This window comes from Sphingomonas arabinosi (genome assembly GCF_036663715.1).
Taxonomy (GTDB): domain Bacteria; phylum Pseudomonadota; class Alphaproteobacteria; order Sphingomonadales; family Sphingomonadaceae; genus Sphingomonas.
The window spans coordinates 49,285-75,347 of sequence record NZ_JAXOJN010000012.1; the positions used below are offsets into that span (position 1 = coordinate 49,285).

Here is a 26,063-nt window from a genome sequence, read left to right on the forward strand (position 1 = left end):
GGGCTACGCCAATTTTGCCGTCACCCGTCGGCGAGACCGATGCCGATGCTCGCGCGGGCGCTTTCGGATTCGCTGCTGACGACCGGGTAGGCGCAGTAGTCGGCCGCGTAGTAGGCGCTTGGGCGGTGGTTGCCCGACCAGCCGATGCCGCCGAACGGCGCGCCCGACGAAGCACCATTGGTCGGCTTGTTCCAGTTGACGATACCGGCGCGGATGTTGGCCCAGAAGCGGTCGTAGAGCGAAGGCGTCTGGCTGATCAACGATGCGGACAGGCCGTAGCGCGTGTTGTTCGCCTCGGCGATCGCGGCGTCGAAATCGTCGACGCGGATGACCTGCAGGATCGGGCCGAACAGCTCGATATCGGGGCGGTCGGCGATGTCGGTGACGTCGATCAGCGCGGGCTTGAGGAACGGCATGTCCTCGACCGGGCGTTCGAGGTGGCGGATCGGGCGGCCGCCGCGCTTGAGCAGTTCGAGGAAGCTTTCCGTCAGTTGCCCGGCGGCTTCGTTGTCGATCACCGGGCCCATGAACGGGGCGGGGTTGGCGTGAGGTTCCCCGACGATGATCCGGCCGACCATCTTGTCGACGGTGGCGATCAAGGGCTCATAGAGCTTGGTGTCGACGATCAGCCGACGGGCCGCGGTGCAGCGCTGGCCTGCGGTGGTGAAGGCGGACTGGATGACGAGGATCGCGGCGGTGTGAAGGTCGGGCGTGTCCCAGACGACGATCGGGTTGTTGCCGCCCATTTCGAGCGCGAGGATCTTCTCCGGCTTGTCGGCGAAGGCGCGGTTAAGCGCGAGGCCGGTGCTGGCCGAGCCAGTGAAAAGCAAGCCGTCGATGTCCGGGTGCGCGGCGAGCGCCTTGCCTTCGTTCGGGCCGCCGATGACGAGGCGGATGCACTCTGCCGGGACTCCGGCGGCGCGGAAGCATTCGACGAGGAGCGCACCGACTGCGGGCGTCTTTTCGGACGGCTTGAAGACGACCGCGTTGCCAGCGATCAGCGCCGGGACGATGTGGCCGTTGGGGAGGTGTGCGGGGAAGTTGTACGGCCCGAGCACCGCGAGCACGCCGTGCGGCTTGTGGCGGACGGCGATCCGCGAGCCCATCGTCGCTTCCAGCCGGCGCTGTGCGGTGCGATCGGCATAGGCACTGACCGAGATGTCGACCTTGGCGATGACCGTCTCGACCTCGCCGCGCGCTTCCCAGATCGGCTTGCCGGTCTCGCGGGCGATCAGGTCGGTGAAGGCGTCGTTGCGCTGGCGGACGATGTTGGCGAAGCGCCGCATCGTCTCGATCCGGAAGGCGAGCGGTTTCGACGCCCAGCTCGACCAGCCGGCGCGGGCGCAGGCGATTTCGGCATCGACGTCGCCGATCGGCTGGCGCCAGAGGACCGCCCCGGTGGCCGGCTCGTAGGAGATGATCTCGTCGGGCATGCGATGCTCTTTGCCTTGATTCGCAGCGGGTTTCCACTGGGATGCGCCGCGCTGCTTCTCCCCTTCCTGGAGGGGGGGCGGGGGAGGGCCTGCTAATTGGCGGGCGATAGCGCACCTCACGGGCCGACCCACCCCCAGCTCCTCCCTTTCAGGGAGGGGAGCGGTTATTCGGCTAGCGCTTCGCCCATGTTGCGGATCGCGGCGACCAATTGGGAATGCGGGCGGTCTTTGCGCCTTCTTCCCCCCTCCCTGGAAGGGAGGGGGCGGGGGTGGGTCGGCTGGTTGTCGGGCGATAGCGCACCTCACGGGCCGACCCACCCCCAGCCCTCCCTTCCAGGGAGGGGAGCGGTTATTCGGCTAGCGCTTCGCCCATGTTGCGGATCGCGGCGACCTTGGCGTTGAGCAGGGTCCAGTCGTCCTGGTCGGCGATCGGCGCCCAGATCGCTTCGACCTCGTCGATCAGCATGCTGCAAGGCTCGCCAGACCAATAGGGGTGCGAGCGGTCTTTCCGTGGTTCGTAGGATGCCAACGCGGCGCGGACTTCGGCCCAGGGTTCGGCGTAGGTTTCGGGCAGGGCTCCGCCGAATGCGTCGAAGAAGAAGCGGTCGATGCCGGCGCCCGAGGTGCGGAGTGCGCGTTGGGTGGCCTGGACGAGGGTCTGGTCGGCCTCAGGATCGCGGGGACGGACGCCGAGCCGCCACAGGATCGCCTGCGTGACTTCGGGTTGGTAGCGCGGGCCGAACTGATCGAGAGCCGCCACTAGCGGGTCGCTGTCGGCGATCTGGCGGAGCGCGACGGCAAGTTGCATCACGTCCCAATGGATCGCCTCGGGCTGGCGGCCGAACGCGTAGAGACCCTGGTGGTCGAAATAGGCGGCGGTGAAGGCCGGGTCCCAGGTCGGGGCGAAGCGCCAGGGGCCGTAGTCGAAGCTCTCTCCGGTGACGTTGATGTTGTCGGAATTGAGGACGCCGTGGACGAAGCCCGCCGCCATGTAGCGCGCCGCGAGACGCGCGGTGCGGCCGACGACGAGGTCGAGCAGGCGGACCGGGTCGTCGCTGTCCTCGTCATACAGGTTGCGCAGGGTGTAGCCGACGAGCTTGCGCAAGGCGGCTTCGTCGCGGTGGTAGGCGAGGCGCTGGAAGCTGCCGATGCGGACATGGCTGTGGTTGAGGCGGACGAGGACGGCGGAGCGTGTCGGGCTGGGCTCGTCGCCGCGTTGCAACTGCTCGCCGGTCTCGATCAGCGACAGCGTGCGCGAGGTGGGGACGTTCAGCGCTTCGAGCATTTCGGTTGCGAAGATCTCGCGGACACCGCCCTTGAGCGTGAGGCGACCGTCGCCGGCGCGGCTCCAGGGAGTCTGGCCCGAGCCCTTGGTGCCGAGGTCCATCAGCCGGCCGCGATCGTCGCGCATCTGCGCGAAGGTGAAGCCGCGGCCGTCGCCAAGATCGGGATTGTAATTGCGGAACTGGTGGCCGTGATAGCGGAGCGCGAAGGGCTGGGGGAGTGTGCCGGGAAGCGGCTCGAACCGGCCGAAGTGGCGGGTCCACTCGTCGTCGGTGAGCGCGTCGAGGCCGACCTGCCCGGCGGCGCGGTCGTTGCGGAAGCGGAGCCGGGTCTCGGGGAAGTCGGCGGGGGCTACGGGGTCGAAGAAGCCGTCGCCGAGCGTCAGGAGTTCGGTTTCGGGGCGATAGGCTTGCGGGCGGATGGGCATGCGGCGATATGGTGGCCGCTACCCGAAGGACGCAACCATGGCCGCTTACGAAAACCTCTATTGGTGGTCCAATGATGGGCTGAGACTGCATGCGCGGGACTATCCGGGCGGAGCGGAAGGGCAGCCGCCGATCATTTGCATGCCGGGGCTGACGCGGAATGCACGCGATTTCGATGCGTTGGCGGCAAGGCTGGCGGGGCGCTGGCGGGTCATCGCGATCGACTTTCGCGGGCGGGGCGAGAGCGCGTATGCGAAGGATCCGATGTCGTACGTGCCGCTGACGTACGTGCAGGACGTCGAGGCGTTGCTGACCGAGCAGGGCGTCGATCGGTACATCGCGTTCGGCACGTCGCTCGGCGGGATCGTCACGATGCTGATGGCGGGGCCGTCGCGCGGGCGGATGATGGCGGCGTTGCTCAACGACGTGGGGCCGGAGATCGACGCGCAGGGGCTGTCGCGGATCCGCGGGTATGTCGGCAAGGCGAGCGTCTTTCCGACCTGGATGCATGCCGCGCGCTGCGTTGCGGAGAACAACGGCGACGTCTATCCCGACTTCGCGATCGAGGACTGGCTGGCGATGGCCAAGCGTCTGTACCGGTTGAACAGTTCGGGGCGGATCGTGCTGGATTACGACCTGAAGATCGCCGAGCCGTTCCGCGTGCCGGGCAACGAGGCGGGGCCGGACATGTGGCAGGCGCTGGCCTCGCTCCGCGACGTGCCGACGCTGATCGTGCGCGGCGGGCGATCGGACCTTCTGTCGGCGGCGACGGCGGAGCGGATGGCGGCGTCGCTCGACCATGCCGAGCTGGTGACGGTGCCGGGCGTGGGACACGCGCCGACGCTGAGCGAGGCGATGCTGCAGGATCCGATCGACCGGCTGCTGGCGCGTGCGCTTGAGGGTGCGGCGATCCGCGCCTAGGGACAGCCCGCTAAAGCTGCGCGTTAGGCGTGGATGCTACTGACAAGCCGGGAAACTCGATGACCGAACGCGCCGACCTCCACACGACCGCCCGCCCGCTAAAGGGTCGCCGTGCGATCATTACCGGGGGCACGACCGGGATCGGCCGCGCGATCGCGGTGATGCTCGCTGCCCAAGGCGCGAAGGTCTATGTCTGCGGGCGCGACGAGCGGTATCTGCGGGACGCGCTGGCGCATATCCGACAGGTCGGTGATGGAGACGGGATGATCACCGAGCTTGCCAATCCCGACAAGGTCCGCGCGTTCTTCGATGCGGGCGAGGCGTATCTCGGCGGGTTCGACATCACCGTCGTCAACGCGGCGGTCGCGGCCGGTGGGCTGATGCAGATGACCGAGGACGAACTGCGCTATGCGATCGCGGTCGACTTCACCGCGTATCTGCTGAGCGCGCATCATGCCGCAAACCGGATGACGCCGATCGGCGACATGGTCATCATCGGCTCGCTGAGCGCGCATATCCTCGGGCCCAGCTCCACGGTGTATGCAGGGATCAAGTCGGGGATCGCCGGATTCTCGGAGGCGCTCCGGCGCGAACTGGGTCCCAAGGGGATCCGGGTGTCGCTGGTCGAGCCGGGCAAGGTCGGATCGGACATGCAGTATCCCGACGTGCCCGACGACAAGCAGCGCCAGATGATCGAGGCGGAGCAGATGCTGCGCGCCGAGGACATCGCGGCCGGGGTGGAGTTCCTGCTCACCCAGCCGACGCGGTCGGTGATCCAGCAGATCGTGATCGTGCCGCGGGCGCTCGAAGGGGAATGACGCATCTTCGATCCTGATCGGTCTCCCAATTTCCGTTCGTGCTGAGCGAAGTCGAAGCACCGCCGTTTGGGGCACACCCTTCGACTTCGCTCAGGGCGAACGGAAGGGTGGGGCGGACGGAAACGGGGACGAAGATGGTTGGGACGTAATGTCTGCAACAACGCACCAAGGAGAATAGCATGTTCGATCAGCTCGTCTTCACTCCCGCCGACATCGACCTGTCGCGCTCTCCGTTGGCGGGGAAGGTCGGTGCCGAGACCTATGTGCTCGGCGCGTTCAATCCCGGGATGACGCGGCTGGCGAATGGAAACCTGCTGCTGATGGTCCGCGTCGCCGAAGCGTTGAAGCAGCCGATCAAGGACGGCAACGTCCACGCGATCCGCTGGCAGGACGGCGCGTATCTGCGCGATGCGTGGCCGTTGTCGATGGTGGATACCAAGGATCCGCGCAAATTCCTGATCCCCGGCGGCGGGTGGAAGGTAATGGCGCTGACCTCGCTGTCGTGGCTGTTACCGGTCGAGCTGGATGCCGAGGGGCGGTCGGTCGTCGCTGTGCATTACGACAAGGCGATCGCCCCGCAGAAATCCTATCAATGCTACGGCGTCGAGGATGCGCGGATCTCGAAGGTCGGCGACCGCTACCTGATGACGACGTGCTCGGTCAGCCCGGAGCGACATTCGACGACGCTGTATTCGTCCGCCGATGCGCTCGACTGGCAGCTCGAGGGCATCGTCCTCGATCACCAGAACAAGGACATGCTGATCTTCGAGGGGCTGATCGACGGGCAGTATTGGGCGCAGACCCGACCGCTCGGCGACCTGTATTTCGCCTATTCTCCGGGCAGCGAATGGCGTGCCGGCCCGTCGATCAACCTGTCGCGTTCACCGGACGCGCTGCATTGGAAGCCGCACGACAAGCCAGGCATCCGGCCGCACGCCGCCACCGTCTCGACCGCGCGGATGGGGGGCGGTTCGCCGCCGATCCTGACCGATCGAGGCTGGCTGACGCTGTGGCATGGGGTGGAGCCGTCGGGCGTGGTCGGGATCTACCGGACGTACTGGTCGATCCTGGACAAGGACGATCCGTCGATCACCGTCGCGACCGAGCATAGCGCGCTGCTGGAAGCCAACCCGGCTTTGACCGAGCCTTTGAAGGACAGCATGTACGTCGACAACGTGGTCTTCACGACGGGCATCGCCGACGCGGGCGACTTCTACGTGGTGGCAAGCGGGGAGGCGGATCTGGCATGCCGGATCACGCATGTCGCCAAGGATGTGTTCGCGGCGTGAAAGCGGCCCGGTCGACGCATTTTTCGTGCATCGGCCGGGCCATCTCAGATCAGCAATAGCCGAACGTCTGCTGGACTACGGTCCGGCCGGCGACTGACACGCTCACCTTGATCCCGGTCGGCACGCCCCACGTCGTGCAGATGTCGAGGCAGGCCTGCGCCGCGGTGCCGCTCGGGAAGATCGCCGGGATTGGCAGACAGACCGAGCCAAAGCCGAGCGGAAGGTTGATGCAGACCTTGCCGTTTTGGACTGTGACGGAGATGCAGGTCGCGCCGAGAACGAGCTTTCCACCAGATGAGATGTCGGTCTGATGGTTTACCGAAGACTGCTTGAGGGCAGTGTTGTGCTGCTGCGCTGCTTCAAGTACGCTATCGATTGCTTTGCTGTCGAAATCATAATGAGTCATGGCTAGGTCCCTCCTAAGATTTGCTTAGAAGTAATGACTAGCAATGATTCGATATTGTTGCGTGGACATCATGGTCCATATCCGTAGTTAAATGATCCGAAACGAATACATAAAACTAACATCTTGAAATTCACGTAGTTAATGAAACTTCAGTATCTAGTCATGGCTTATGGAAAGGGGCGGTCATCATAGTGCTCCAGAGTTATGACCGCGATCACTGCCGATGCGGAAGCTCTTGAAAGCTCGTCGAGAAATCGGCATCGCGTCGGCCATGGCCGCTCCCGTGAACATCCTCCACCTCCACTCCTCGTTCGATCTCGGCGGCAAGGAGGCGCGGGCGGTTCGGTTGATGAACGCGTTTGGCGATCGCGCGAAACACACCATCGTTTCCGGAATGCCCGACGCGTTGAGCGCGCGGGACTCGATCGCGAAGGGTATCCGTTACGAGATCGCGCAGAACCCGCCGCCGCTGACGGGCAAGCCGTCGGTCAAGCGCTACGAGGCGATCGCGCAGTATATGCGACGGTTCGATCTCGTGCTGACCTACAACTGGGGTGCGATCGACGGGGCGATGGCGCGCCGCGCGTTCGCCAAGGGTGCGCCGCCGCTGGTGCATCACGAGGATGGGTTCAACGCCGACGAGGCGGGCGGGCTCAAGATCGAGCGCAACATCTACCGGCGGCTCGCGCTGGGTGCGGCGCATGCGCTGGCGGTGCCCTCCGAGGTGCTCGAAGGCATCGCGCTGAAAACCTGGAAACAGCCGCGCGAGCGCGTGCACCGGATCGTCAACGGGATCGGCACGGCCTATTACGCGCAGAAGCCCGAGCCAAAGGCGATCCCGGGGTTCACGCGCAACGCCAAGGAAGTCGTGATCGGCGCGCTGGCTGGCTTACGCGACGTGAAGGACCTGACCGCGCTGGTCCGTGCGGTCGGCGGTGTGTCCGGACGCGTGCGCCTCGTGATCGTCGGCGAGGGCCCGGAGCGCGCGAACATCGTGCAGGCGGCCGCGGCGATGGGGATGGCGGACAAGCTGGTCCTGCCCGGATTTCTCGATCGTCCCTACCGGTATATCGGCCATTTCGACATGCTGGCGGTGTCGTCGCGCAGCGAACAGTTTCCGATCTCGGTGGTCGAGGCGATGGCGGCGGGCCTGCCGATCGCGAGCTATCCGGTCGGTGACATCAAGCGGATGGTTTCCCCTGAGAATCTACCGTTCGTGACCGACATCGCCAACGAGGTGAGGCTGCGCGATGCGTTGCAGGCTCTGGTCGCCGATCCTGCCTTGCGAGCTGCCGTAGGCGCGGCGAACCAGGCCAAGGCGAGGGCTGAATTCGACGAAGCGGTTATGATCGCTCGCTATCGCGCGCTGTACGAAGATGCCCTGAACCGTCCGGGCGCGCTAACCTAGGTCGTAATATTGCTCGCACGCTGCGTCCTTGCGATATAGGGGGCCGTATTTTCCGGGAGAGGTGACGTCGTGTTCAAGGGCCTGAAGCCTATCGTCTATAACGGTCGGGAAGTCTGGCCTCTGGTTGAGGGCGGCAAGGGCGTCGCCGCGACCAACCACGCGTCGGCCGGCGCCTGGGCTGCGGCCGGGGGTATCGGCACCGTCTCGGCGGTCAACGCCGACAGCTACGATCCCGAAGGCAAGATCATCCCGCAGGTCTATGCGGCGCTGACGCGGCGCGACCGGCACGAGGAACTCGTCCAGTACGCGATCGAAGGCGCCGTCCAGCAGGTCGAGCGCGCCTACGAGATCGCCGACGGCAAGGGCGCGATCAACATCAACGTGCTGTGGGAAATGGGCGGCGCCCAACGGATCCTGCACGGTGTCCTCGAACGCACGCGCGGCAAGGTCGCAGGCGTCACCTGCGGCGCAGGCATGCCGTACAAGCTGTCCGAGATCACCGCATCGTACGGCGTCAGTTACCTGCCGATCGTCAGCTCCGGCCGTGCCTTCCGTGCATTGTGGAAGCGTGCCTATTCGAAGGCGGCCGAGTGGCTGGCGGCGGTGGTGTACGAGGATCCGTGGCTCGCTGGCGGGCATAACGGCCTGTCGAACGCCGAGGACCCGTTGAAGCCGCAGGATCCGTATCCGCGCGTCAAGGAACTGCGCGACGTGATGCGCGAAGGCGGCATCAGCGACGACGTGCCTATCGTGATGGCGGGCGGCGTCTGGTATCTGCGCGACTGGAACGACTGGATCGACAATCCCGAGCTGGGCACGATCGCGTTCCAGTTCGGCACGCGGCCGCTGCTGACGCGCGAAAGCCCGATCCCGCAGGGGTGGAAGGACGCGCTGACGCAGATCGAGGAAGGCGACGTGCTGCTGCACAAATTCTCGCCGACCGGGTTCTATTCGTCGGCGGTGCGCAATCCGTTCTTGCGGTCGCTGGAAGCACGCTCGGAGCGCCAGATCGCGTTTTCGACGCAGGAAGCTGGCGATCACATCTTCCAGCTCGACGTCGGCGTGAAGGGCAAGAACTTCTGGGTCACGCGTAACGACCTGCTGAGCGCGCGCCAGTGGTTCGGCGAGGGCTATACCGACGCGCTGAAGACGCCGGACAACACGCTCGTGTTCGTCAGTCCGACCGAGAAGGGCATGATCCGCAAGGACCAGGCGGACTGCATGGGTTGCCTGTCGCAATGCTCGTTCTCGAGCTGGGCGGATACCGAGACGAACTCGACCGGGCGCTTGGCTGACCCGCGCAGCTTCTGCATCCAGAAGACGTTGCAGGACATCGCGCATGGCGGCGACATCGACCAGAACCTGATGTTCGCGGGGCATGCGGCGTATAACTTCAAGAAGGACCCGTTCTATTCGAACGGGTTCGTGCCGAGTGTCGGGCAGCTGGTCGATCGGATCCTTACGGGGGATTGAGGTGGTGGGCGTCGTACAATCCTCAGGCTAGTGCGTGAGGTGCGATGTCAGGCGGTGGCCGGGGTAGCGTGTTTCCCCGCGAAGGCGGGGACCCAGTCTGGGCTCCCGCCTTCGCGGGAGAACAAGTGAGCGCAGGCCATATCTTGAATGTGGTCGTCCTTGCTTCGAAGAGAAAAGCACCGAACAGGTCGGCCGCTGGGAATAGGAACCGCAGATGACGCTACACGCATGGTGGCTGTTCGTGGTCGCGGTGTTCCTGTTGTGCGGGACGCCGGGGCCGAACATGCTGCACATCATGACGCGCAGCATCGCGTTCGGCGCGCGGCGCAGCATGGCGGCGATGGCCGGGTGCCTTACCGCGTTGGTCCTCGTGCTCGCAGCATCGGCGGCGGGCGTGTCCGCGCTGCTTGCGGCGTGGCCGCGCGTTTTCGAGGCGATGCGCTATGCGGGCGTTGCATACCTGATCTTCCTCGGGATCAAGGCTTGGCGTGGGGCAGGATCGCCGCTCGATGTCGGCAGCGACAGCCTGCCTGTGACCCGGTCTGCCGCGCGACTTTTTCGGGGCGGGTTCGCGATCGGTATCAGCAACCCCAAGCTGCTGTTGTTCGCAGCCGCGTTCCTTCCGCAGTTCATCGACAACGCATCACCGCGGGTACCGCAATTCGCGATCCTGGTGGCGACCTTCGCGGTGGTCGAGAGCTTCTGGTACGGCGTCTATGCGGCCGGTGGACGGACGCTCGCGCGATCGCTGACACGACCGGCGCTGCGTCGTGCGTTCGACCGTATGACGGGCGTGATCTTCATCGGTTTCGGCCTCGCGTTGCTGCGGGTGCGAACGTAGCGACGCTTGCTGCGCCATTGCCGTTCGGGGCGATAGCGCGCATAGCCGACGCATCGCGGCGCTTCGTACGGGCAGGCTGCGACTGAGAGATGCTTTGCGCTCCCGCTCCAAGCCGGGAATGCCGCATGACCATCTATTCTGCCATCGTGATCTCAGGGGTCGCATCGTGACGACGGGTAGCGACACGGTCGTGCCGATCTCGCGCGCTGTGAACGTCAGCGTCGAGCAGCCCCAGGTCGTCGCGATGTGCAAGAAGCATGACGCGATCATCAGCGCGATCGAGACGCTGCCATCGGGTGGAACGCGGGTCGTGCTCATGAACAGCGCGGACGCCGCGAAGATCATCAAGGCGTTCGGATCGAAGGTGCTGACCGGAACGGTCGCACGGACGCACTGGATGCGCGCGGTTTAAGCGATTGTCTTGATCCTCCCCGCAAGGGGAGGTGGCTGGCACTTGCCAGGCGGGGGGAGGAAAGCGGAACCTCGGTTCCGTGTCCTCCCCCCGGGGCGCGGCCTGGGGCCGCAAAAAACGCTTGGATCAGTCGGCGACGGTGCCGACCACGGCGCCACCAGCGCCGCCGACGGCCGCACCCTTCTCGACGCTGCCACCGGTCGCGGCGGCGACGCCTGCACCACCGGCTGCACCGATGCCCGCGCCCTTGAGCGTCGAGCATGCGCTCATTGATACGGCGGAAGCGACCAGCAGGGCGGAAACGGCAAACTTCTTCATCTCGGATACTCCTGTTTTCCCGGGGATATCCAACAAATGCTGCATCGCGGTATCGGTTCCGAAATATCGACGCCGATTGTATCGGCCGACTTAGATCCAGCCGTCGAGCACCTGGTCGGGCGGGCGATGGCCATCCGCCCACATCCGGATATTCTGGATGACGCGTTCGCCCGACGCCATCCGGCCTTCGAGCGTGGCGGACCCCATGTGCGGCAACATCACGACATTGGGTAAGGCGAGCAGTCGAGGATCGATCGCCGGCTCGTGCGCCCAGACGTCGAGCCCCGCGCCAGCCAGTCGCCCGTTCTCCAGCGCCTCGACCAGTGCCGCCTCGTCGACGATCCCGCCGCGCGCCGCGTTGATCAGATACACATGCGGCCGCATCCGCGCGATCCGGCGCGCGTCCAGCAGGTTGCGGCTGTCGGGGTTGAGCGGCGTGTGGATCGTGACGATGTCGACGGCGGCAAGCATGTCGTCGAGCGACGCATGGAACGTCGCTGCCAATTGTGCCTCGCGGACCGCGGGCAGGCGCTGCCGATTGTGATAATGGATCGTCAGTCCGAACGCGCGCGCCCTCAGCGCGACCGCCTGGCCGATCCGCCCCATCCCGACGATGCCGAGCGCTTTGCCGCCGATCCGGTGGCCGAGCATCCCGCCCGGACTCCAGCCCTTCCATTGGCCGGATCGCACTAGCTTCTCGCCCTCGGCCAGGCGGCGCGGGACGGACAGGATCAACGCCATCGTCATGTCCGCCGTGTCCTCGGTAAGGACCCCCGGCGTGTTGGTGACGATGATCCCGCGTGCCCGCGCCGCCTTCAGGTCGATGTGGTTCACGCCCGCGCCGTAGTTCGCGATCAGCTTCAGGCGGTCGCCCGCGCCTGCAATGAGCGCCGCGTCGATGTCGTCGGTGACGGTCGGCACCAACACGTCGCAATCGGCCATCGCCGCGGCGAGCTGGTCGCGGTCGAGCTTGGTGTCGGCACGGTTGTTGTGCGTGTCGAACAGCGCCTCCATCCGGTCCATGAGCGTATCGGCCAGCTCGCGGGTGACGACGACCTTGGGGTTCGGACAGCGGCGTGTGTCGGTCATGTGGACGGCTTGGCGAAGCGGTTCGTGCCCGTCAACGTCGGGCCGTCAACTTCGGTTGAGGAAAGCGGTTCGTCGCGATAGGACGTCGCCTCGCCAGTTAGGACATGACCATGCGCATTCTCGCCGCCGCGCTCTCCGTTTTCGTTGCCACCGCGCTGGTGCCCGACCCGGTGGCCGCGGCCGACGCGACCAAGCGAAGCGTGCCCTATTATGCGTCGATCTCGGCTAGCCGCGCGCGGATGCGGACCGGTCCTGCACGGACGTATCCGGCAAGCTGGCTGTACCAACGCCAGGATTTGCCGATCAAGGTGGTGGCGATCTTCAAGCAATGGCGCAGGATCGCCGATCCCGACGGGACCGAAGGTTGGATGCAGGCGAATTTGCTGAGCGGCACGCGGACCGCGATCGTGCGGGGAGCGGGGGCTGTGGCGTTGCGGGAGAAGCCCGTTTGGGGGAGCCGGTTGTTGTGGCGCGCGGCGCCTGGGGTGGTCGGGCGGCTGAGCCAGTGCGGGAATGGCTGGTGCCGGATGGATGTGAAGGGGCAGGCGGGGTTCGTTCAGATTGCTGGGCTTTGGGGTGTGGAGGCTGGTGAGGTTTTGCCTTGAGGGGTTGAGGGTTGAGGGGGTGTGGCTTGGGCGGGCGTCGCGTGATGCGGAAGCCTACCCACCCCCGGCCCCTCCCTTTCAGGGAGGGGGGTAAGAAGAGGGGCTTAGGTTTTGTCGCATCAACCTATCTGACGCACCACTTCTTTTAGCTCCCCTCCCTGGAAGGGAGGGGTTGGGGGTGGGTTGGCCGCTGAAGGTCGATGACCTTTGCCAGGATGGTTTCCGCGACGCCGTCTGGGTTTCGAGCTACATCGGAGTTCCAGAACCGGATTACCGTCCAGCCTAAAGCTTCCAGACGCTGCGTGCGCGCGATGTCGCGAGCCGAGTCGATATGCTGGCTTCCGTCGAACTCGACCGCGAGCCGAACCTCTCGGCATGCGAGGTCGATGATAAACCGGTCCACCACCAACTGTCGCGTAAACCGAGGGCGGAAATACGCGACCTTGTGCCAGATTGCGATCTCGGCGTTTGTTGGATGATTGCGCAACTCCCGAGCACGTCGCGTCATCTCTGGAGGAATGCGCGGCATTTATCCAAACTGCGCTTGGGAGATGCGGAGGGCAACCCACCCCCGGCCCCTCCCTTTCAGGGAGGGGGGAAGGGGACTAGCGCATCAATTCCACGGCCATTGCTGTCGCTTCGCCGCCGCCTATGCAGAGCGAGGCGAGGCCGCGCTTCTGGCCGGTGGTTTCGAGTGCCGACAGCAAAGTCGCGAGGATCCGGGCGCCGCTTGCGCCGATCGGATGGCCCAATGCACACGCGCCGCCGTGGATATTCACCTTGTCATGCGGCAATCCCAAGTCGCGCATCGCGATCATCGCGACGACGGCGAAGGCTTCGTTCACCTCGAACAGGTCGATGTCCGACGCCGACCAGCCGGCTTTTTCCATTGCCTTGCGCATAGCGAATACCGGCGCGGTGGTGAAAAGCGACGGCGCATGCGCGTGCGCCGCATGGGCTACGACCCGCGCGATCGGCGTGAGCCCAAGTCGCTCGGCGACGCTCGCGCGCGTCATGACCAGGGCCGCGGCACCGTCGGAGATCGACGACGCATTGGCGGCGGTGATCGTGCCGTCCTTCGAGAAGGCGGGCTTTAGCGTCGGGATCTTGGCGACGTCGCCCTTGGCCGGTTGCTCGTCGAGCGAGACGGTCGTCGTGCCCTTGCGGCCGGCAATATCGACGGAGACGATCTCGCGGTCGAACGCGCCGGACTTCTGCGCGGCCTGCGCGCGGTGGAGCGATTCGATCGCGTAATCGTCCATCTGCTTACGCGTGAACTGGTATTCGTGCGCGGTATCCTCGGCGAAATTGCCCATCAGCTTGCCGGGTTCGTACGCATCCTCGAGCCCGTCGAGATACATGTGATCGTACATCCGGTCGTGACCGATCCGCGCACCGCCGCGGTGGCTCTTCGACAGGTACGGCGCGTTGGTCATGCTCTCCATCCCGCCCGCCACGAGCAGATCGACCGAGCCGGCCGCCAGCGCATCCGCGGCAAGGATCGCCGCCTGCATGCCAGATCCACACATCTTGTTGACCGTGGTCGCCTCGACGTGATCGCCCAGCCCGGCGTTGATTGCCGCCTGTCGGGCAGGCGCCTGGCCGAGCCCCGCGGGCAGTACGCAGCCCATGTAGATCCGCTCGATCTCGGCGGCGGACACGCCCGACCGCGCGACCGCGCCGCGCACCGCGTCGGCGCCAAGCTGCGTCGCGGTCGCGCCCGCAAGTGCGCCCTGGAACGATCCCATCGGCGTACGCGCGTAGGACAGGATGACGATGGGATCTCGATCGGCGGCCACTTCACTCTCCATATATTCTTATGTCCCCGTATCTGGGGTTGATGTGCGGCAATACAAAGCAGGGCGGGATGCGCCTAGACCCGTCGGCATGGAAACACTCATCACGACGCTCAAATGGTGTGCCGCAGCCTCTGGCGTGATCGCGGCATTCATGGTGTCGCTCGATTTCGGGCGACGCGTGACGGGGTGGGGGTTCGTGTTGTTCGTGGGCTCGTCGATCGCCTGGCTGAGCGGTGCGGCCTTGACCGGGGACTGGGCGCTCGGCACGCAGAACATCGTGTTGTTCGGCATCAACCTCCTCGGCGTCTATCGCTATCTTATCCGCAAGACCGGTGTCTGAGATGACCGCTGTCTAAGGTCGCTGATGTCTGAGCTCACTGTCTGGGCGATGGCGCTGGGCGTGCTCGGCGCGATCCTCGGAAGTTTCATCGCGGCGTTGGTGATCCGCTGGCCTGACGATCGTTCGGTGATGCAGGGCCGGTCGGCGTGCGACGGGTGCGGGCGGACCCTTAAGCCTGTTGAGCTGGTGCCGTTGCTGAGCGCGCTTGTGCTGCGCGGACGGTGTCGCGGGTGCGGTGTGGCGATCAGTCCGGTGCATTGGCGTATCGAGCTGGCCGCCCTTGCGATCGGGGTAGCCGCAGGGATCGTTGCGCCGGGACCGGTCGGGATCGCCGGTGCGGTGTTCGGCTGGCTGCTGCTCGCGCTTGCCAGCCTCGATCTCGTCGCGTTCTGGCTACCCGATCGTCTCACGCTGTTGCTGGCGCTGGCCGGCTTGGCGAGCGCAGCACTCGGCATCGAGCCGCCGATCGCCGAACGATTGATCGGTGGTGCGGCCGGCTTCGGCATTTTGTGGCTGGTCGCGTTCGGCTATCGACGTTTGCGAGGACGTGACGGGATGGGCGGCGGCGATCCGAAGCTGTTCGGCGCGATCGGCCTGTGGCTCGGCTGGCAGATGTTGCCTGCCGTGCTGTTGATCGCGAGCATGATCGGGCTTGGTGTCGTGCTCGCCGCGCATCTCAAGGGGCGGGCGATGGCCGCGGATACCGCGCTGCCGTTCGGCGCATTGCTGGCGATCGCGGCTTATCCGGCCTGGCTCTTCATGATAGGTCTTGCGCCATGATGCTTGCCCTCGTCCTCGCGCTCCAGGCCGCTACACCATCGACCTCACCCAGCCCGGGGCCAAACGCGGGGCCGAACCCGGGCGCGAGTCCGCTCAGCGCGATCGGGCAGCAGAAACTTCCCGCGCGGGGATGTGCGGCCTATCTCTGGACGCTCGACGTCAACCGCCAGATGGTGGCGATGGCGAGCGCCGACCCCGCACAGATCCGGCTCGCGATCGATGGCAAGGTCCTGGATTTCGCCCGTGCGACCCAGTCGGACCCGATCGGCTTCGGCTTTGGCGGGATCACCCAGTATCGACGCGACGACGTGACCGCGACGCTGGACCTCGCGATCTCGACGCGTGCGGACATCACCGCGGGCGCGACCGTCACCGCGGCGACGCTACGGATCGACCGCCCGAGCCGCGATACCGTGGTCGTACCGGTCGGCGGATTGATCGGTTGCGTTTGAGGTAAATTTTAGTGAAACCAAGCCGTCGTCCGTGCGTTACGGGACGGAGATGGGGGTTTAGTCGAACACGAACGCCTCCCATGAAGGGGATCGTGTGACAGCTTCGACTAGCCGGCATCATTGGCTCGCTCTGGCGTTGGTAGCGTCATCTACGGGGTTCGCGGGATCGGTTTCCGCGCAGATCGCACAGCCGGGCACCGCCCCGGCCAAGGGTCCCAACGCGCCCAAGCCCAGCGATCGGCCGCAATCGAACGGGCAGGCGAACGGGCAGGCGAACGACCCGCGGTCCGATGCGGCGATCGTGCCCGATGCCGAGTTCGACAGTTCGTTGCCGCCGCTGAGCAGCGATCTCAACGCACCGCTCGAACCGATGTCCACCGCTACGCCGCAAGCCGCGACGCCTGCGACGGCGACGACCACGGTGACCGGCGACGTGCTGCCCCCGACCGGTCCCAGCGATCCGCAATTGGCGCAGCCGCTGACGCCGCTGTCGAGCTTCGACACTACGCCGCTGCAGACTGCGGCCGACATCGTCGACAAGGACGCACCCGAGATCCGGTACGACACCGCGATCAAGGGGTTGGACGAGGCGGGCGACGGGCTCGAGGCGCGCTACAAGGCGCTGTCAGCGTTGTCCGAAGGCAAGGGCAAGGCGGCGAATGCCACGCAGGTTGCGGCCCGCGCTCGCGAAGACGAGGCGCTGGCGGTCCGGCTGCTGAAGTCGCTCGGCTATTACGACGCGACCGCGATTTCGACGATCGAGACGATCCCCAACGCCGACACGACCAAGGCTAGCCGCCTGCGGGCGACCGTCAGCGCGCGGCCCGGTCGGCTCTATTCGCTGTCGTCGGTCACCGTGCAGGCGAACGCGACGACGCCGCCCGATCTGGTACGGACGCAGTTGCCGCTGAAGGTCGGCGATCCGATCGAGGCTGCGCGCGTCGAGGGAGCCGAGGCGAATGTCAGCCTAGTGCTGCCACAACGCGGCTATCCGTTCGTCAAGGTCGGTGAGCGCGACATCCTGCTCGACGACCAGACCCCGACCGGCGCGTACACCTTGCCCGTCGACACGGGGCCTCGCTCGTCGTTTGGACAGTTGCGGACCGAGGGCGATCCGGTCTTCAATCTCGAGCATCTGAACGTCTTCCCGCGGTTCAAGGCAGGCGAACTCTACGACAACCGGTTGACCGACGATCTGCGCGATGCACTCGTCGCGACGTCGATGTTCTCGACCGTGTCGGTGGAGCCGGTGCGGACGGGTACGCTCAACGCCGACGGTACCGAACAGGTCGACCTGCTGGTCCGCCAAAGCGCGGGCAAGGTCCGGACGCTCGGCGGCAATCTCGGCTTTTCGACGGGGCAGGGCTTCCGTGCCGAGGGGACGTGGCAGCACCGCAACCTGTTCCCATACGAGGGCGCGCTGATCGGATCGGTGATCGCGGGTACGCAGGAGCAGGGCCTGTCGGGCACGTTCCGCCGCGCGAACGCCGGTCGCCGCGATCGCACGTTTAGCGTCACCGCGGGTGCGAACCATTCGAACTACGACGCGTACGAGGCGTTCACGACCAGCGTCGGCGTACGCTGGAGCTATGATTCGACGCCGATCTGGCAGAAGCCGCTGACCTATTATTATGGTGGCGAGCTCGTCGGGACGAACGAGAGCGTCTATGATTTCGGTCGCGGCGAGAGCGTGCGGCGGACCTACGGCATCGTCGCGCTGCCGGGCCAGGTCCGGTTCGATCGCTCGGACAGCCTGCTCAATCCGTCCAAGGGTTTCCGCCTTACCCTCAACCTCAGCCCGGAAACGTCGGTGCAGGGGTCGGTGAAGCCGTACATCCGGACGATGATCGAGGGGACGTTCTATTACCCCGTCTCCAGCAGTATTGTGATCGCCGGCCGCGCCAAGGCCGGCTCGATCCAGGGTGTCGATCGTGACGATCTGGCGCCATCGCGGCGCTATTACGGCGGCGGTGGCGGATCGGTGCGCGGGTACGGCTATCAGCGGCTCGGGCCGTTCGATCCCGACGGCAATCCGGTCGGCGGGCGCTCGCTCAACGAGTTCGCGCTGGAGGCTCGGTACCGGTTCGGCGATTTCGGCATCGTGCCGTTCATCGATGCCGGCAACAGCTATGAGAGCAGCACGCCGAACCTTTCGTCCATGCGCTATGGTGCGGGCATCGGCGGGCGTTTCTATACCAATTTCGGACCGATGCGTTTCGATATCGCAACGCCGCTCAATCCACGCGAGGGCGACGGCAAGGTCGCGCTCTATATCTCGATCGGGCAGGCATTCTGATGGCCGACAACGGCACTCTTCCTGCTGAGCAGGTCCCGGTCGAGCAGACCGTCATCGTCGAGCGGCGACCGCTGTGGCAGCGCATCCTGAAGTGGCTCGCGATCCTGGTCGTGAGCCTGATCGCGCTCGTGCTGATCGTGCTGTTCGGGATCAACACCGATCCCGGCCGGCGGCTCGTCGCGGACCAGATCGGCGGGTACACGACCGCGTCGGGGCTGAACATCAAGGTCGGGCGGATCGATGGGTCGATCTACGGCGCGATGACGCTTAGCGATGTGCGGGTGTCGGATCCCAAGGGCGTGTTCCTGACGAGTCCGAAGCTGGCCGTCGACTGGCGCCCGTTCGCGTTCGCCAAGAACCATGTCGACGTGCGCTCGCTGACGACGCCGTTGGTCACGTTGCAGCGCCGCCCGGTGCTGAACGCGACGCCGAGCGATCCGAACGCGCCGTTGCTGCCCGATCTCGACATCGACGTGAACCGGCTGGTGATCGAGCGCTTCCTGATCGCCAAGCCGGTGACCGGCCAGACGCATATCGTGAAGATCGACGGCGCGGTACACATCGCCGACAAGCGCGCGCAGTTGACGACCAACGCGGCGGCGCTGACCGGGCCGGGGATCGCGGGTGGCGATCGTCTGGTGCTGAAGCTCGATGCGGTGCCGGAGCAGAACAAGCTCGACGTGAACGTGAAGCTGACCGCACCGGTTGGCGGCGTGGTCGCGACGATGGGTTCGCTGAAGGCGCCGCTGACTGCGACCGTCGATGGGCGCGGTAGTTGGGCTTCGTGGCAGGGTCGCGCAGTTGCGACTCTGGGCGGCGGGCAACTGGCGAACCTCGGGCTGACTGCGAAGAACGGGCATATCCAAGTGCGCGGGTCGGCGCGTCCGGGTTTGTATCTCGAAGGACCGGTCGAGCGGCTGACCGCGCCACAGCTCGATGTTGCGATCGATACGACGTTGAACGACCGTAAGGCCGATACGCGGATGACGCTGAAGTCGGACGCGCTCGCGGTCGACGCGGGCGGGCTGATCGATCTCGCCAACAGCCGGTTCGGCAATTTCGCGGTGAACGCGAAGCTGCTGACGCCGGGGGCGATCCTGCCGAACCTGCGTGGTCGTGACGTAACGGCGCGTGTCGTTCTCGACGGTGCGTTCGCGACGCCGACGGTGGACTACAAGGTCCGTGCGGCGACGATCGCGTTCGGCGATATGGGCGTCGAGAATCTCTACGCCGAGGGCCTTGCCCGCGTGAACTCGGACCGTATCCTCGTGCCGATCAAGGCGCGGGCGCGTCGCGTGACCGGCCTGAACGCCGCGGTTGGGGGTCTTGCGACCAACGTCGCGATCGATGGCGATTTCGCGATTTCGGGCGTGAACGTGCTGTCGGACAACCTGAAAATTCGCTCGGACAAGATCGATGCGACTGCGGTCGTGGTCGCGAACATGGCGACCGGGCGTTACACCGGCGCGCTCAAGGGGCGGGTCAACAATTACCGCGTCGACGGCATCGGCATCGTCAACCTGACGACCGACGCGAAGCTGGTACCGGGCCCCAATGGCGGGTTCGGCATCACCGGCCGCGTCGTCGCGCAGACCTCGCAGATCTTCAACGAAGGCGCGCGCAGCTTCCTCGGCGGCAACGCGATCGTCCGCTCGGACATCGGTTACAGCCCGGAGGGCATCGTCACGTTCCGCAATCTCCGCATGAACGCGCCACAGTTCCGTGTGACGCGCGGTGAGGGCCGGTTCGATCCTGCCACGGGCGCGGTTCTGGTCAATGCAGACGCGTATTCCACCGTCTACGGCCCGCTGTCCGCCCGCGTGACGGGTAGCGCGACCGCGCCGGTCGTGGTCCTGCGCGCACCGCGTCCGGGGGTTGGCGTCGGACTCGTTAACCTGAACGCGCGGATCGTCGGCCGCGGTGGCGCCTACGCCGTCACGGCGAGCGGCGGCACCAATTACGGGCCGTTCACCGCCGATGTGCTGGTGACGCCGGGCACGCAACTCGCGGTCGACGTGCGCCGCGTGGTGTTCGCCGGGATCGTCGGCAGTGGGCGCGTCGTGCAGACCGCCGCAGGTCCGTTCGCGGGTGCACTCCAGTTCGCGGGGCAGGGTTTGTCGGGTAACGTCCGGCTTGCCAACCAAGGTAACTATCAGCGGGCTGACGTCGCGGCGCGTGCCAACGGTGCCCGGATTCCCGGCATGGTCGACTTCACCATCGGCCGCGCGATCGTCTCGGCCAGTGCGGTCCTCACGCCGACGCCGCAGATCGTGGCGGACGCGCAGATTGCGGACATGCGTTACGGTGCGATCGTCCTCTCGGCGGCGCGTGCGAAGGTCAATTACGTGGGCGGCAACGGCACCGCGCAAGCGCTGCTGACGGGGTCGAACGGCGTTCCGTTCCGTCTCGCCGTAAACGCGAAGCTGAGCCCCAACAACTACCTCGTCGCCGCACAGGGCCAGGCGAACGGGATCGATTTCCGCACCGTCAATCCGGCGCGCATCCAGGCCGCGGGAGGCGTATACCGCCTGTCGCCGACCCAGATCGACTTCGGTGGAGCGGGTGGCGGCTCGGCGCGCTTGGCTGGCAGCTATGGCCGTGGCACGAACGCGCAGGTCCGGCTCGATCGCCTCGATCTGTCGACGCTGTCCGCGCTGGTCCCGAACCTCGGGATTGGTGGCAAGGCAACCGGCAGCCTCGACTTCTCGCAGGCGAATTCGGCCGCGTTGCCGACCGCCGACGCACGCATGACCGTCACCAACTTCACGCGGTCCGGCCTTGCCGCCGTCTCCGACCCCGTCGACATCGTGTTCGCCGGGACGCTCGGCGGCGAGGGCGGCACGGGTCGTGCGCTGGTCCGTCGCGGGACGTCCGTCATCGGCCGGATGGTCGCGAACCTGCGGCCGCTGCCAGCGGGCAGTGGTTCGTGGAGCACGCGACTGATGGCCGCGCCGCTGTCGGGCGGGATCCGCTATAACGGCCCGTCCGCGGTGCTGTTCAGCTTCGCGGCGATCCCCAACCAGCAGCTGTCGGGCCCGATCGCGGTCGCCGCCGATTTCTCGGGGCGTCTGCAGGCACCGCAACTCAACGGCGTCGTCCGTGCCGACAATCTGACGTACGACAACGAGACCTATGGGACGCGGCTGTCGCAGATGCGGATCGCCGGGCGGTTCTCGAACACCGACCTGCAGCTGACGCAACTCAGTGCAAAGGCCGGCGACGGTACCGTGCAAGCGCAGGGTTCGATCGGTTTTGCAGCCGATAGCGGCTTCCCGATCGATCTGCGTGCGACGTTGAACAATGCACAGCTCGCCAAGAGCGATGCGATCAGTGCCACCACGAGTGGCACGATCCATCTCACCAATGGTCGCAACGGCGGTCTGATCCAGGGCGATCTACAGATCCCCGAAGCGCGGTATCAGATCATTCGCCAGGGGCAGGCCGAAGTGGCCGAGCTGACCGGCGTGCGGCGCAAAAGCGACGTCGTCGTCGCGCGACCGACCGATCGTCCGGCAGCCCCAGCGGTCGGCCTGTTCAAGCTCGACCTCCGGGTGCGTGCGCCGAACCAATTGTTCGTGTCGGGCATGGGCCTCGAATCCGAATGGGAGATGGACATGCGGATCGGCGGTACCTCCGCTGCTCCGATCGTCACCGGCGGGCTCGACATCGTTCGTGGCACCTACTCGTTCTCGGGCAAGCGGTTCGAGGTCAACCGCGGCCAGATCCGCTTCCGTGGCGGTGCGCTGACCGATCCGGACATCAACATCCAGGCGACCACCACGACCAACGGTATCACCGTCGTGATCAACGTGACGGGGACGGGCCAGCGGCCGCAGATTGCCTTCACCTCGACGCCGACATTGCCGCAGGACGAGGTACTCAGTCGCTTGCTGTTCGGGGCGAGCCCGGCGAACCTATCGGCGACCGAGGCCATCCAGCTGGCATCCGCACTCAACTCGCTGCGCGGGTCGGGCGGTGGCGGCCTCAACCCACTCGGCAAGCTGCGCTCGGCGACCGGGTTCGACCGGTTGCGCGTGCTCGGCGCGGACGAAGCGAGCGGCCGCGGTACCAGCCTGGCGGCGGGCAAGTACCTGACCGACAACATCTATGTGGAGATCGTCACCGACGCGAAGGGCTTCACCTCGACGCAGCTCGAAATCGCGCTGACCAAGGCCCTGAGCCTGTTGTCGGCGGCAGGATCGAGCGGCGGCCAGAGCGCTAGCCTCAAATATTCGAAGGACTATTGAGTTCGGAACGGAGTTAGATAGGTTCGGTTATGAAACCTACGGCGTAATGCCGGGGCGAGGGGATGCAGCATGGCCGAGCATGTCGACGTAATCGTGGTGGGTGCCGGCATCTCCGGGATCGGCACCGGCTACCATCTCCAAACGCGTTGCCCGGACCGTAGCTACGCCATCCTCGAAGGCCGGCAGTCGATGGGCGGGACGTGGGACCTGTTCCGCTATCCCGGCATCCGGTCCGATTCAGACATGCACACGCTGGGGTTCGCCTTCCATCCCTGGACCGCTGCCAAGTCGATCGCTGACGGTCCCTCGATCCGTGCGTATGTCGAGGAGACGGCGCGGGAGTACGGCATCGACCGGAAGATCCGCTACGGTCATCACGTCAAGTCGGCGGCGTGGTCGACCGAGGACGCGCGCTGGACGGTCGAGGCGACCGGACCTGACGGCACGCCGGTCACGCTGACCTGCAATTTCCTGTCGATGTGCGCGGGCTATTACAACTACGCCAAGGCGTATTCGCCCGAGTTCGAGGGCGCAGACAGCTTTGCCGGGCGGATCGTGCATCCGCAGTTCTGGCCCGAAGACCTCGACTATGCCGGCAAGAACGTCGTCGTGATCGGCAGTGGTGCGACCGCGGTGACCTTGGTGCCGACGATGGCGCAGACCGCCGCGCACGTGACGATGCTCCAGCGCTCGCCCACGTATATCGTCGCGCGGCCCGGCGAGGACCGCGTCGCGAACTGGTTGCGCGGCAAGCTGCCGTCGAAGGCCGCGTACGGCATCACGCGGTGGAAGAACGTCCTGATGGGCATGTTTTTCTACCGGCTCGCGCGCAAGAAGCCCGCGAAGATGAAGGAGCGGATGATCGGGATGGTCCGCGATCATCTTGGCCCCGACTACGACGTCGCGACGCATTTCACGCCGCGCTACAATCCGTGGGACCAGCGCGTCTGCCTCGTCCCCGACGGCGACCTGTTCGCGGCGATCAACACGGGCAATGCCTCGATCGTCACCGATACGATCGCGCGGATCACGCCCGAGGGCATCCGGCTCGATTCAGGTAGGGACCTGCCCGCCGACGTGATCGTCACGGCGACCGGGTTGGAGCTGCAACTGATGAGCGGCGTCGCGTTCAGCCTCGACGGCCAGCCTGTCGAGCTTGCCGGGCGGCTCCAGTACAAGGGCATGATGTTCGACGGCGTGCCGAACCTGTGCTCGACCTTCGGCTATACCAATGCGTCGTGGACGCTGAAGGCGGACCTGACGGCGATCTACATGTGCCGCTTGCTCAACACGATGACCAAGCGAGGTTTGCGCCAGGCGACCCCGCATAACGACGATCCGACGATGAAGAGCGAAGCGTTCCTGGATTTCACGTCGGGCTATGTCCAGCGCGCCGCCGCGTCGCTTCCCATCCAGGGCGAGCGCAAGCCGTGGAAGCTCAATCAAAACTACGCCCTCGATGTCATGGCGCTGAAGTTCGGGTCGGTCGACGATGCGATGCGGTTCTCGAACCCCGCGTCGGCTCCGGCGCGGCCGGATGCTTTATCGACTGCCTAAGCGCCGCGCGTAACCCGTTGCGTCCGTTGCCACGGTAAATGCGATCGTCCTGTCTCTGTCAGCAGGCGCCATGCCGTTCATCAGTACCCAACGGTCTATTCGCAGGTCTGATTCGCTTCGATATTTGTAGTCTCAAGTCCTCAAGGCGCGCGCAGATCGAAGTGGCAACTACGCGCGAGCGTCCGCACCCATAGCGTCACGTAGGTGTAACATATCTTACTAAAGCCAAGCTTGAGTGTCGGCCCGAACACCGAAACCCGCCCTTATTCGACGAGCTACAGGTGTCCGGACCGACTTAGTCATTCACCAGGGGCGAATGTGTTCGCCATAGACGAGCGCGATAATGAAATTCAGCATGTTTTACTCCTTTATTGACACCCGATGGGTGCCGTTTCCGCATATATCTTAACGGATCGTTAAACAATTAGATTTGTAAGTTGTTAACCATTTCTAGGCTGGCGAGCGGGATAGAGGGTTAAGGGTATATTTAGGCGTCCCGCCTATCCCGGTGGAATGAGGGACATTCCGGACGCGAATATCGAGGTGAGCCCAGCGGGGGCGGACGCGCGACGGATCGATTTCGGACCTTCGGTCGAGCGTACGCGTGACGCTATTTACCATGCGTCTCACGCGTCGTGGCGGTTCCTCATGCTTGCGGAGATCGCCAATTTCCCCGTGTTGCGACGCCATCTCGGCAAGCCGAGGGCAGACAGGCTGATCGTCGACGTGACTGCGCGAATCGTCGAAGCGCTGCCCGGCGCGAGAATCATGGTCGCCGGCCGCGAGACTGTCGAAATCGCCTTCGAAAGCGAGGCGCGTCTGGTGCTCGACCTCGCCATCGCAGCCGTGGAGGCGGCATTCGAAGAGCCGTTCGATATCGATGGCGAATCCTATGTCGTGCATATCCGGCTCGGCGCCGCGGCGGCGGCGGCACACCGCGACGAGGTTCTGCTGATCGAAGAGGCCGAGCATGCCCTGGGCGAAGCCCGCGCGGAACGAGTCGCGATCGCGCGGGACGTAACCGGCAGTCCGGCTGCAATGGATCGTGCCGAGTTGTCGCTCGATCTCACGCGCGCGATCGAGAGGGAGGAATTGTTCCTCCAATACCAGCCGAAGGTCCACCTCCGTCGCCAGCAGGTGACGAGCGTCGAGGCGCTGGTCCGCTGGAACCATCCGACGCGCGGACTCGTGCTGCCCAATGATTTCATCCCGTTGGCCGAGGAATCCGAGGATATCGTCGCGCTGACGCTATGGACGATCCGTCGTTCGATCGCCGATCAGAAGGTTCTCGCAGAGCAAGGCCACGACCTGCGGATCTTCATCAATATCGCGGGCGCACTTCTGGCGGACGCGCGCTTCGTCCGCCGTGCGTGTGTGCTGGTCGAGTCGAGCGGCGCCCAGCTCGGGTTCGAGATCACCGAGACGTCCGTCATCCGCGATCCTGACAGTGCGATCGCCAACCTCCAGGTCTTTGCCGATATCGGGATCGTGATCGCGATCGACGACTACGGGGCCGGGCTCTCGTCGCTGGCCTATCTCAAGCAATTGCCGGCGCGCGAGTTGAAGATCGACAAGCTGTTCGTCACGCAGCTCACCAGCTCGAATCGCGACCCGTTAATCGTCCGCTCGACGATCGATCTGGCGCACGCGCTGGAGATGGAGGTCGTTGCGGAAGGCGTCGAGAGCCAGGCCGCGATGGCCTTGCTCTCGGTAATGGGCTGCGACATGATCCAGGGGTTTCTCATCAGCCGGCCGATCAATCTCGATGCGCTGATCCATTTCCTCGATGACGGAAAATACCGGGAGATGGCGGCGGATATACGCGCGCCGTTCAATCGACTGGCGACCGTCTGGCAGCGAGGCTGATCGC

The 26,063-nt window shown here is 65.5% G+C and carries 22 protein-coding genes; 15 read left to right on the forward strand and 7 right to left on the reverse strand.

Annotated elements, in window-relative coordinates; all coding sequences use genetic code 11:
* Nucleotides 1-20: 20 nt before the first annotated feature.
* Together astD and U1708_RS16680 are read right to left on the reverse strand one after the other, a co-directional pair.
* Nucleotides 21-1,433, reverse strand: a complete 1,413-nt coding sequence (gene astD / locus U1708_RS16675) for a succinylglutamate-semialdehyde dehydrogenase (RefSeq protein ID WP_332747049.1) — start codon at nt 1,431-1,433, stop codon at nt 21-23.
* Between the two features lie 349 nt (nt 1,434-1,782).
* Complete coding sequence (locus tag U1708_RS16680; RefSeq protein ID WP_332747051.1) at nt 1,783-3,144, reverse strand: protein adenylyltransferase SelO; 1,362 nt, start codon at nt 3,142-3,144, stop codon at nt 1,783-1,785.
* A gap of 37 nt (nt 3,145-3,181) precedes the next feature.
* Here U1708_RS16680 and U1708_RS16685 point away from each other — a divergent pair, with 37 nt between their 5' ends.
* From U1708_RS16685 to U1708_RS16695, 3 genes are all read left to right on the forward strand, one after another.
* Nucleotides 3,182-4,063: an alpha/beta fold hydrolase gene (locus U1708_RS16685; protein WP_332747052.1), complete on the forward strand. Its 882-nt coding sequence runs from the start codon at nt 3,182-3,184 to the stop codon at nt 4,061-4,063.
* A 59-nt stretch (nt 4,064-4,122) separates the two neighbouring features.
* On the forward strand, nt 4,123-4,881 hold the full coding sequence (locus U1708_RS16690) for an SDR family oxidoreductase (RefSeq protein ID WP_332747054.1): 759 nt from the start codon (nt 4,123-4,125) through the stop codon (nt 4,879-4,881).
* 179 nt (nt 4,882-5,060) lie between these two features.
* Complete coding sequence (locus tag U1708_RS16695) at nt 5,061-6,170, forward strand: glycoside hydrolase family 130 protein (RefSeq protein ID WP_332747056.1); 1,110 nt, start codon at nt 5,061-5,063, stop codon at nt 6,168-6,170.
* A 49-nt stretch (nt 6,171-6,219) separates the two neighbouring features.
* Here the strand turns inward: U1708_RS16695 and U1708_RS16700 are convergent, their stop codons facing one another.
* Entirely contained in the window at nt 6,220-6,576 is a 357-nt protein-coding gene (locus tag U1708_RS16700; protein WP_332747058.1) for a hypothetical protein, read from the reverse strand.
* 271 nt (nt 6,577-6,847) lie between these two features.
* Between U1708_RS16700 and U1708_RS16705 the strand changes: the two genes are divergently transcribed.
* The 4 genes from U1708_RS16705 to U1708_RS16720 all read left to right on the forward strand — a co-directional run bounded on the left by U1708_RS16705 (nt 6,848) and on the right by U1708_RS16720 (nt 10,710).
* The gene (locus U1708_RS16705; protein WP_332747059.1) at nt 6,848-7,984 is read left to right on the forward strand and encodes a glycosyltransferase family 4 protein; all 1,137 of its coding nucleotides are present in this window, start codon (nt 6,848-6,850) and stop codon (nt 7,982-7,984) included.
* Nucleotides 7,985-8,053: 69 nt separating this feature from the next.
* Nucleotides 8,054-9,457, forward strand: coding sequence for an NAD(P)H-dependent flavin oxidoreductase (locus U1708_RS16710; protein WP_307084518.1), 1,404 nt, complete (start codon nt 8,054-8,056; stop codon nt 9,455-9,457).
* 214 nt (nt 9,458-9,671) lie between these two features.
* Entirely contained in the window at nt 9,672-10,298 is a 627-nt protein-coding gene (locus U1708_RS16715) for a LysE family translocator (RefSeq protein WP_332747063.1), read from the forward strand.
* A 166-nt stretch (nt 10,299-10,464) separates the two neighbouring features.
* A complete protein-coding gene (locus U1708_RS16720; protein WP_307084522.1) occupies nt 10,465-10,710 on the forward strand; it encodes a hypothetical protein in 246 nt (81 codons plus the stop codon).
* 126 nt (nt 10,711-10,836) lie between these two features.
* On the opposite strand, the gene U1708_RS16725 is transcribed toward U1708_RS16720, so the two are convergent.
* Together U1708_RS16725 and U1708_RS16730 are read right to left on the reverse strand one after the other, a co-directional pair.
* Nucleotides 10,837-11,028 carry a YMGG-like glycine zipper-containing protein gene (locus U1708_RS16725; RefSeq protein ID WP_093399163.1) on the reverse strand — a complete coding sequence of 64 codons (192 nt, stop codon included), beginning with the start codon at nt 11,026-11,028 and terminating at the stop codon, nt 10,837-10,839.
* 90 nt (nt 11,029-11,118) lie between these two features.
* On the reverse strand, nt 11,119-12,117 hold the full coding sequence (locus U1708_RS16730) for a 2-hydroxyacid dehydrogenase (RefSeq protein WP_332747066.1): 999 nt from the start codon (nt 12,115-12,117) through the stop codon (nt 11,119-11,121).
* Nucleotides 12,118-12,221: 104 nt separating this feature from the next.
* On the opposite strand from U1708_RS16730, the gene U1708_RS16735 reads away from it, so the two are divergent.
* Entirely contained in the window at nt 12,222-12,722 is a 501-nt protein-coding gene (locus U1708_RS16735; protein WP_332747067.1) for an SH3 domain-containing protein, read from the forward strand.
* A 145-nt stretch (nt 12,723-12,867) separates the two neighbouring features.
* On the opposite strand, the gene U1708_RS16740 is transcribed toward U1708_RS16735, so the two are convergent.
* On the reverse strand, nt 12,868-13,251 hold the full coding sequence (locus tag U1708_RS16740; protein WP_332747068.1) for an endonuclease domain-containing protein: 384 nt from the start codon (nt 13,249-13,251) through the stop codon (nt 12,868-12,870).
* Nucleotides 13,252-13,327: 76 nt separating this feature from the next.
* Nucleotides 13,328-14,521, reverse strand: a complete 1,194-nt coding sequence (locus U1708_RS16745) for an acetyl-CoA C-acyltransferase (RefSeq protein WP_443030069.1) — start codon at nt 14,519-14,521, stop codon at nt 13,328-13,330.
* Between the two features lie 88 nt (nt 14,522-14,609).
* Here U1708_RS16745 and U1708_RS16750 point away from each other — a divergent pair, with 88 nt between their 5' ends.
* The 7 genes from U1708_RS16750 to U1708_RS16780 all read left to right on the forward strand — a co-directional run bounded on the left by U1708_RS16750 (nt 14,610) and on the right by U1708_RS16780 (nt 26,059).
* On the forward strand, nt 14,610-14,861 hold the full coding sequence (locus U1708_RS16750) for a hypothetical protein (protein ID WP_307084531.1): 252 nt from the start codon (nt 14,610-14,612) through the stop codon (nt 14,859-14,861).
* Nucleotides 14,862-14,885: 24 nt separating this feature from the next.
* Nucleotides 14,886-15,641, forward strand: a complete 756-nt coding sequence (locus tag U1708_RS16755) for a prepilin peptidase (protein WP_332747071.1) — start codon at nt 14,886-14,888, stop codon at nt 15,639-15,641.
* Nucleotides 15,638-16,093: a hypothetical protein gene (locus U1708_RS16760; RefSeq protein WP_332747073.1), complete on the forward strand. Its 456-nt coding sequence runs from the start codon at nt 15,638-15,640 to the stop codon at nt 16,091-16,093. Before U1708_RS16755 ends, U1708_RS16760 begins: the two co-directional genes overlap by 4 nt.
* 94 nt (nt 16,094-16,187) lie before the next feature.
* Complete coding sequence (locus tag U1708_RS16765) at nt 16,188-18,389, forward strand: autotransporter assembly complex protein TamA (RefSeq protein WP_332747075.1); 2,202 nt, start codon at nt 16,188-16,190, stop codon at nt 18,387-18,389.
* On the forward strand, nt 18,389-22,636 hold the full coding sequence (locus tag U1708_RS16770) for a translocation/assembly module TamB domain-containing protein (RefSeq protein WP_332747078.1): 4,248 nt from the start codon (nt 18,389-18,391) through the stop codon (nt 22,634-22,636). Before U1708_RS16765 ends, U1708_RS16770 begins: the two co-directional genes overlap by 1 nt.
* 69 nt (nt 22,637-22,705) lie before the next feature.
* Complete coding sequence (locus U1708_RS16775) at nt 22,706-24,193, forward strand: flavin-containing monooxygenase (protein WP_332747081.1); 1,488 nt, start codon at nt 22,706-22,708, stop codon at nt 24,191-24,193.
* Between the two features lie 513 nt (nt 24,194-24,706).
* A complete protein-coding gene (locus U1708_RS16780) occupies nt 24,707-26,059 on the forward strand; it encodes an EAL domain-containing protein (protein WP_332747083.1) in 1,353 nt (450 codons plus the stop codon).
* Nucleotides 26,060-26,063 lie beyond the last annotated feature (4 nt).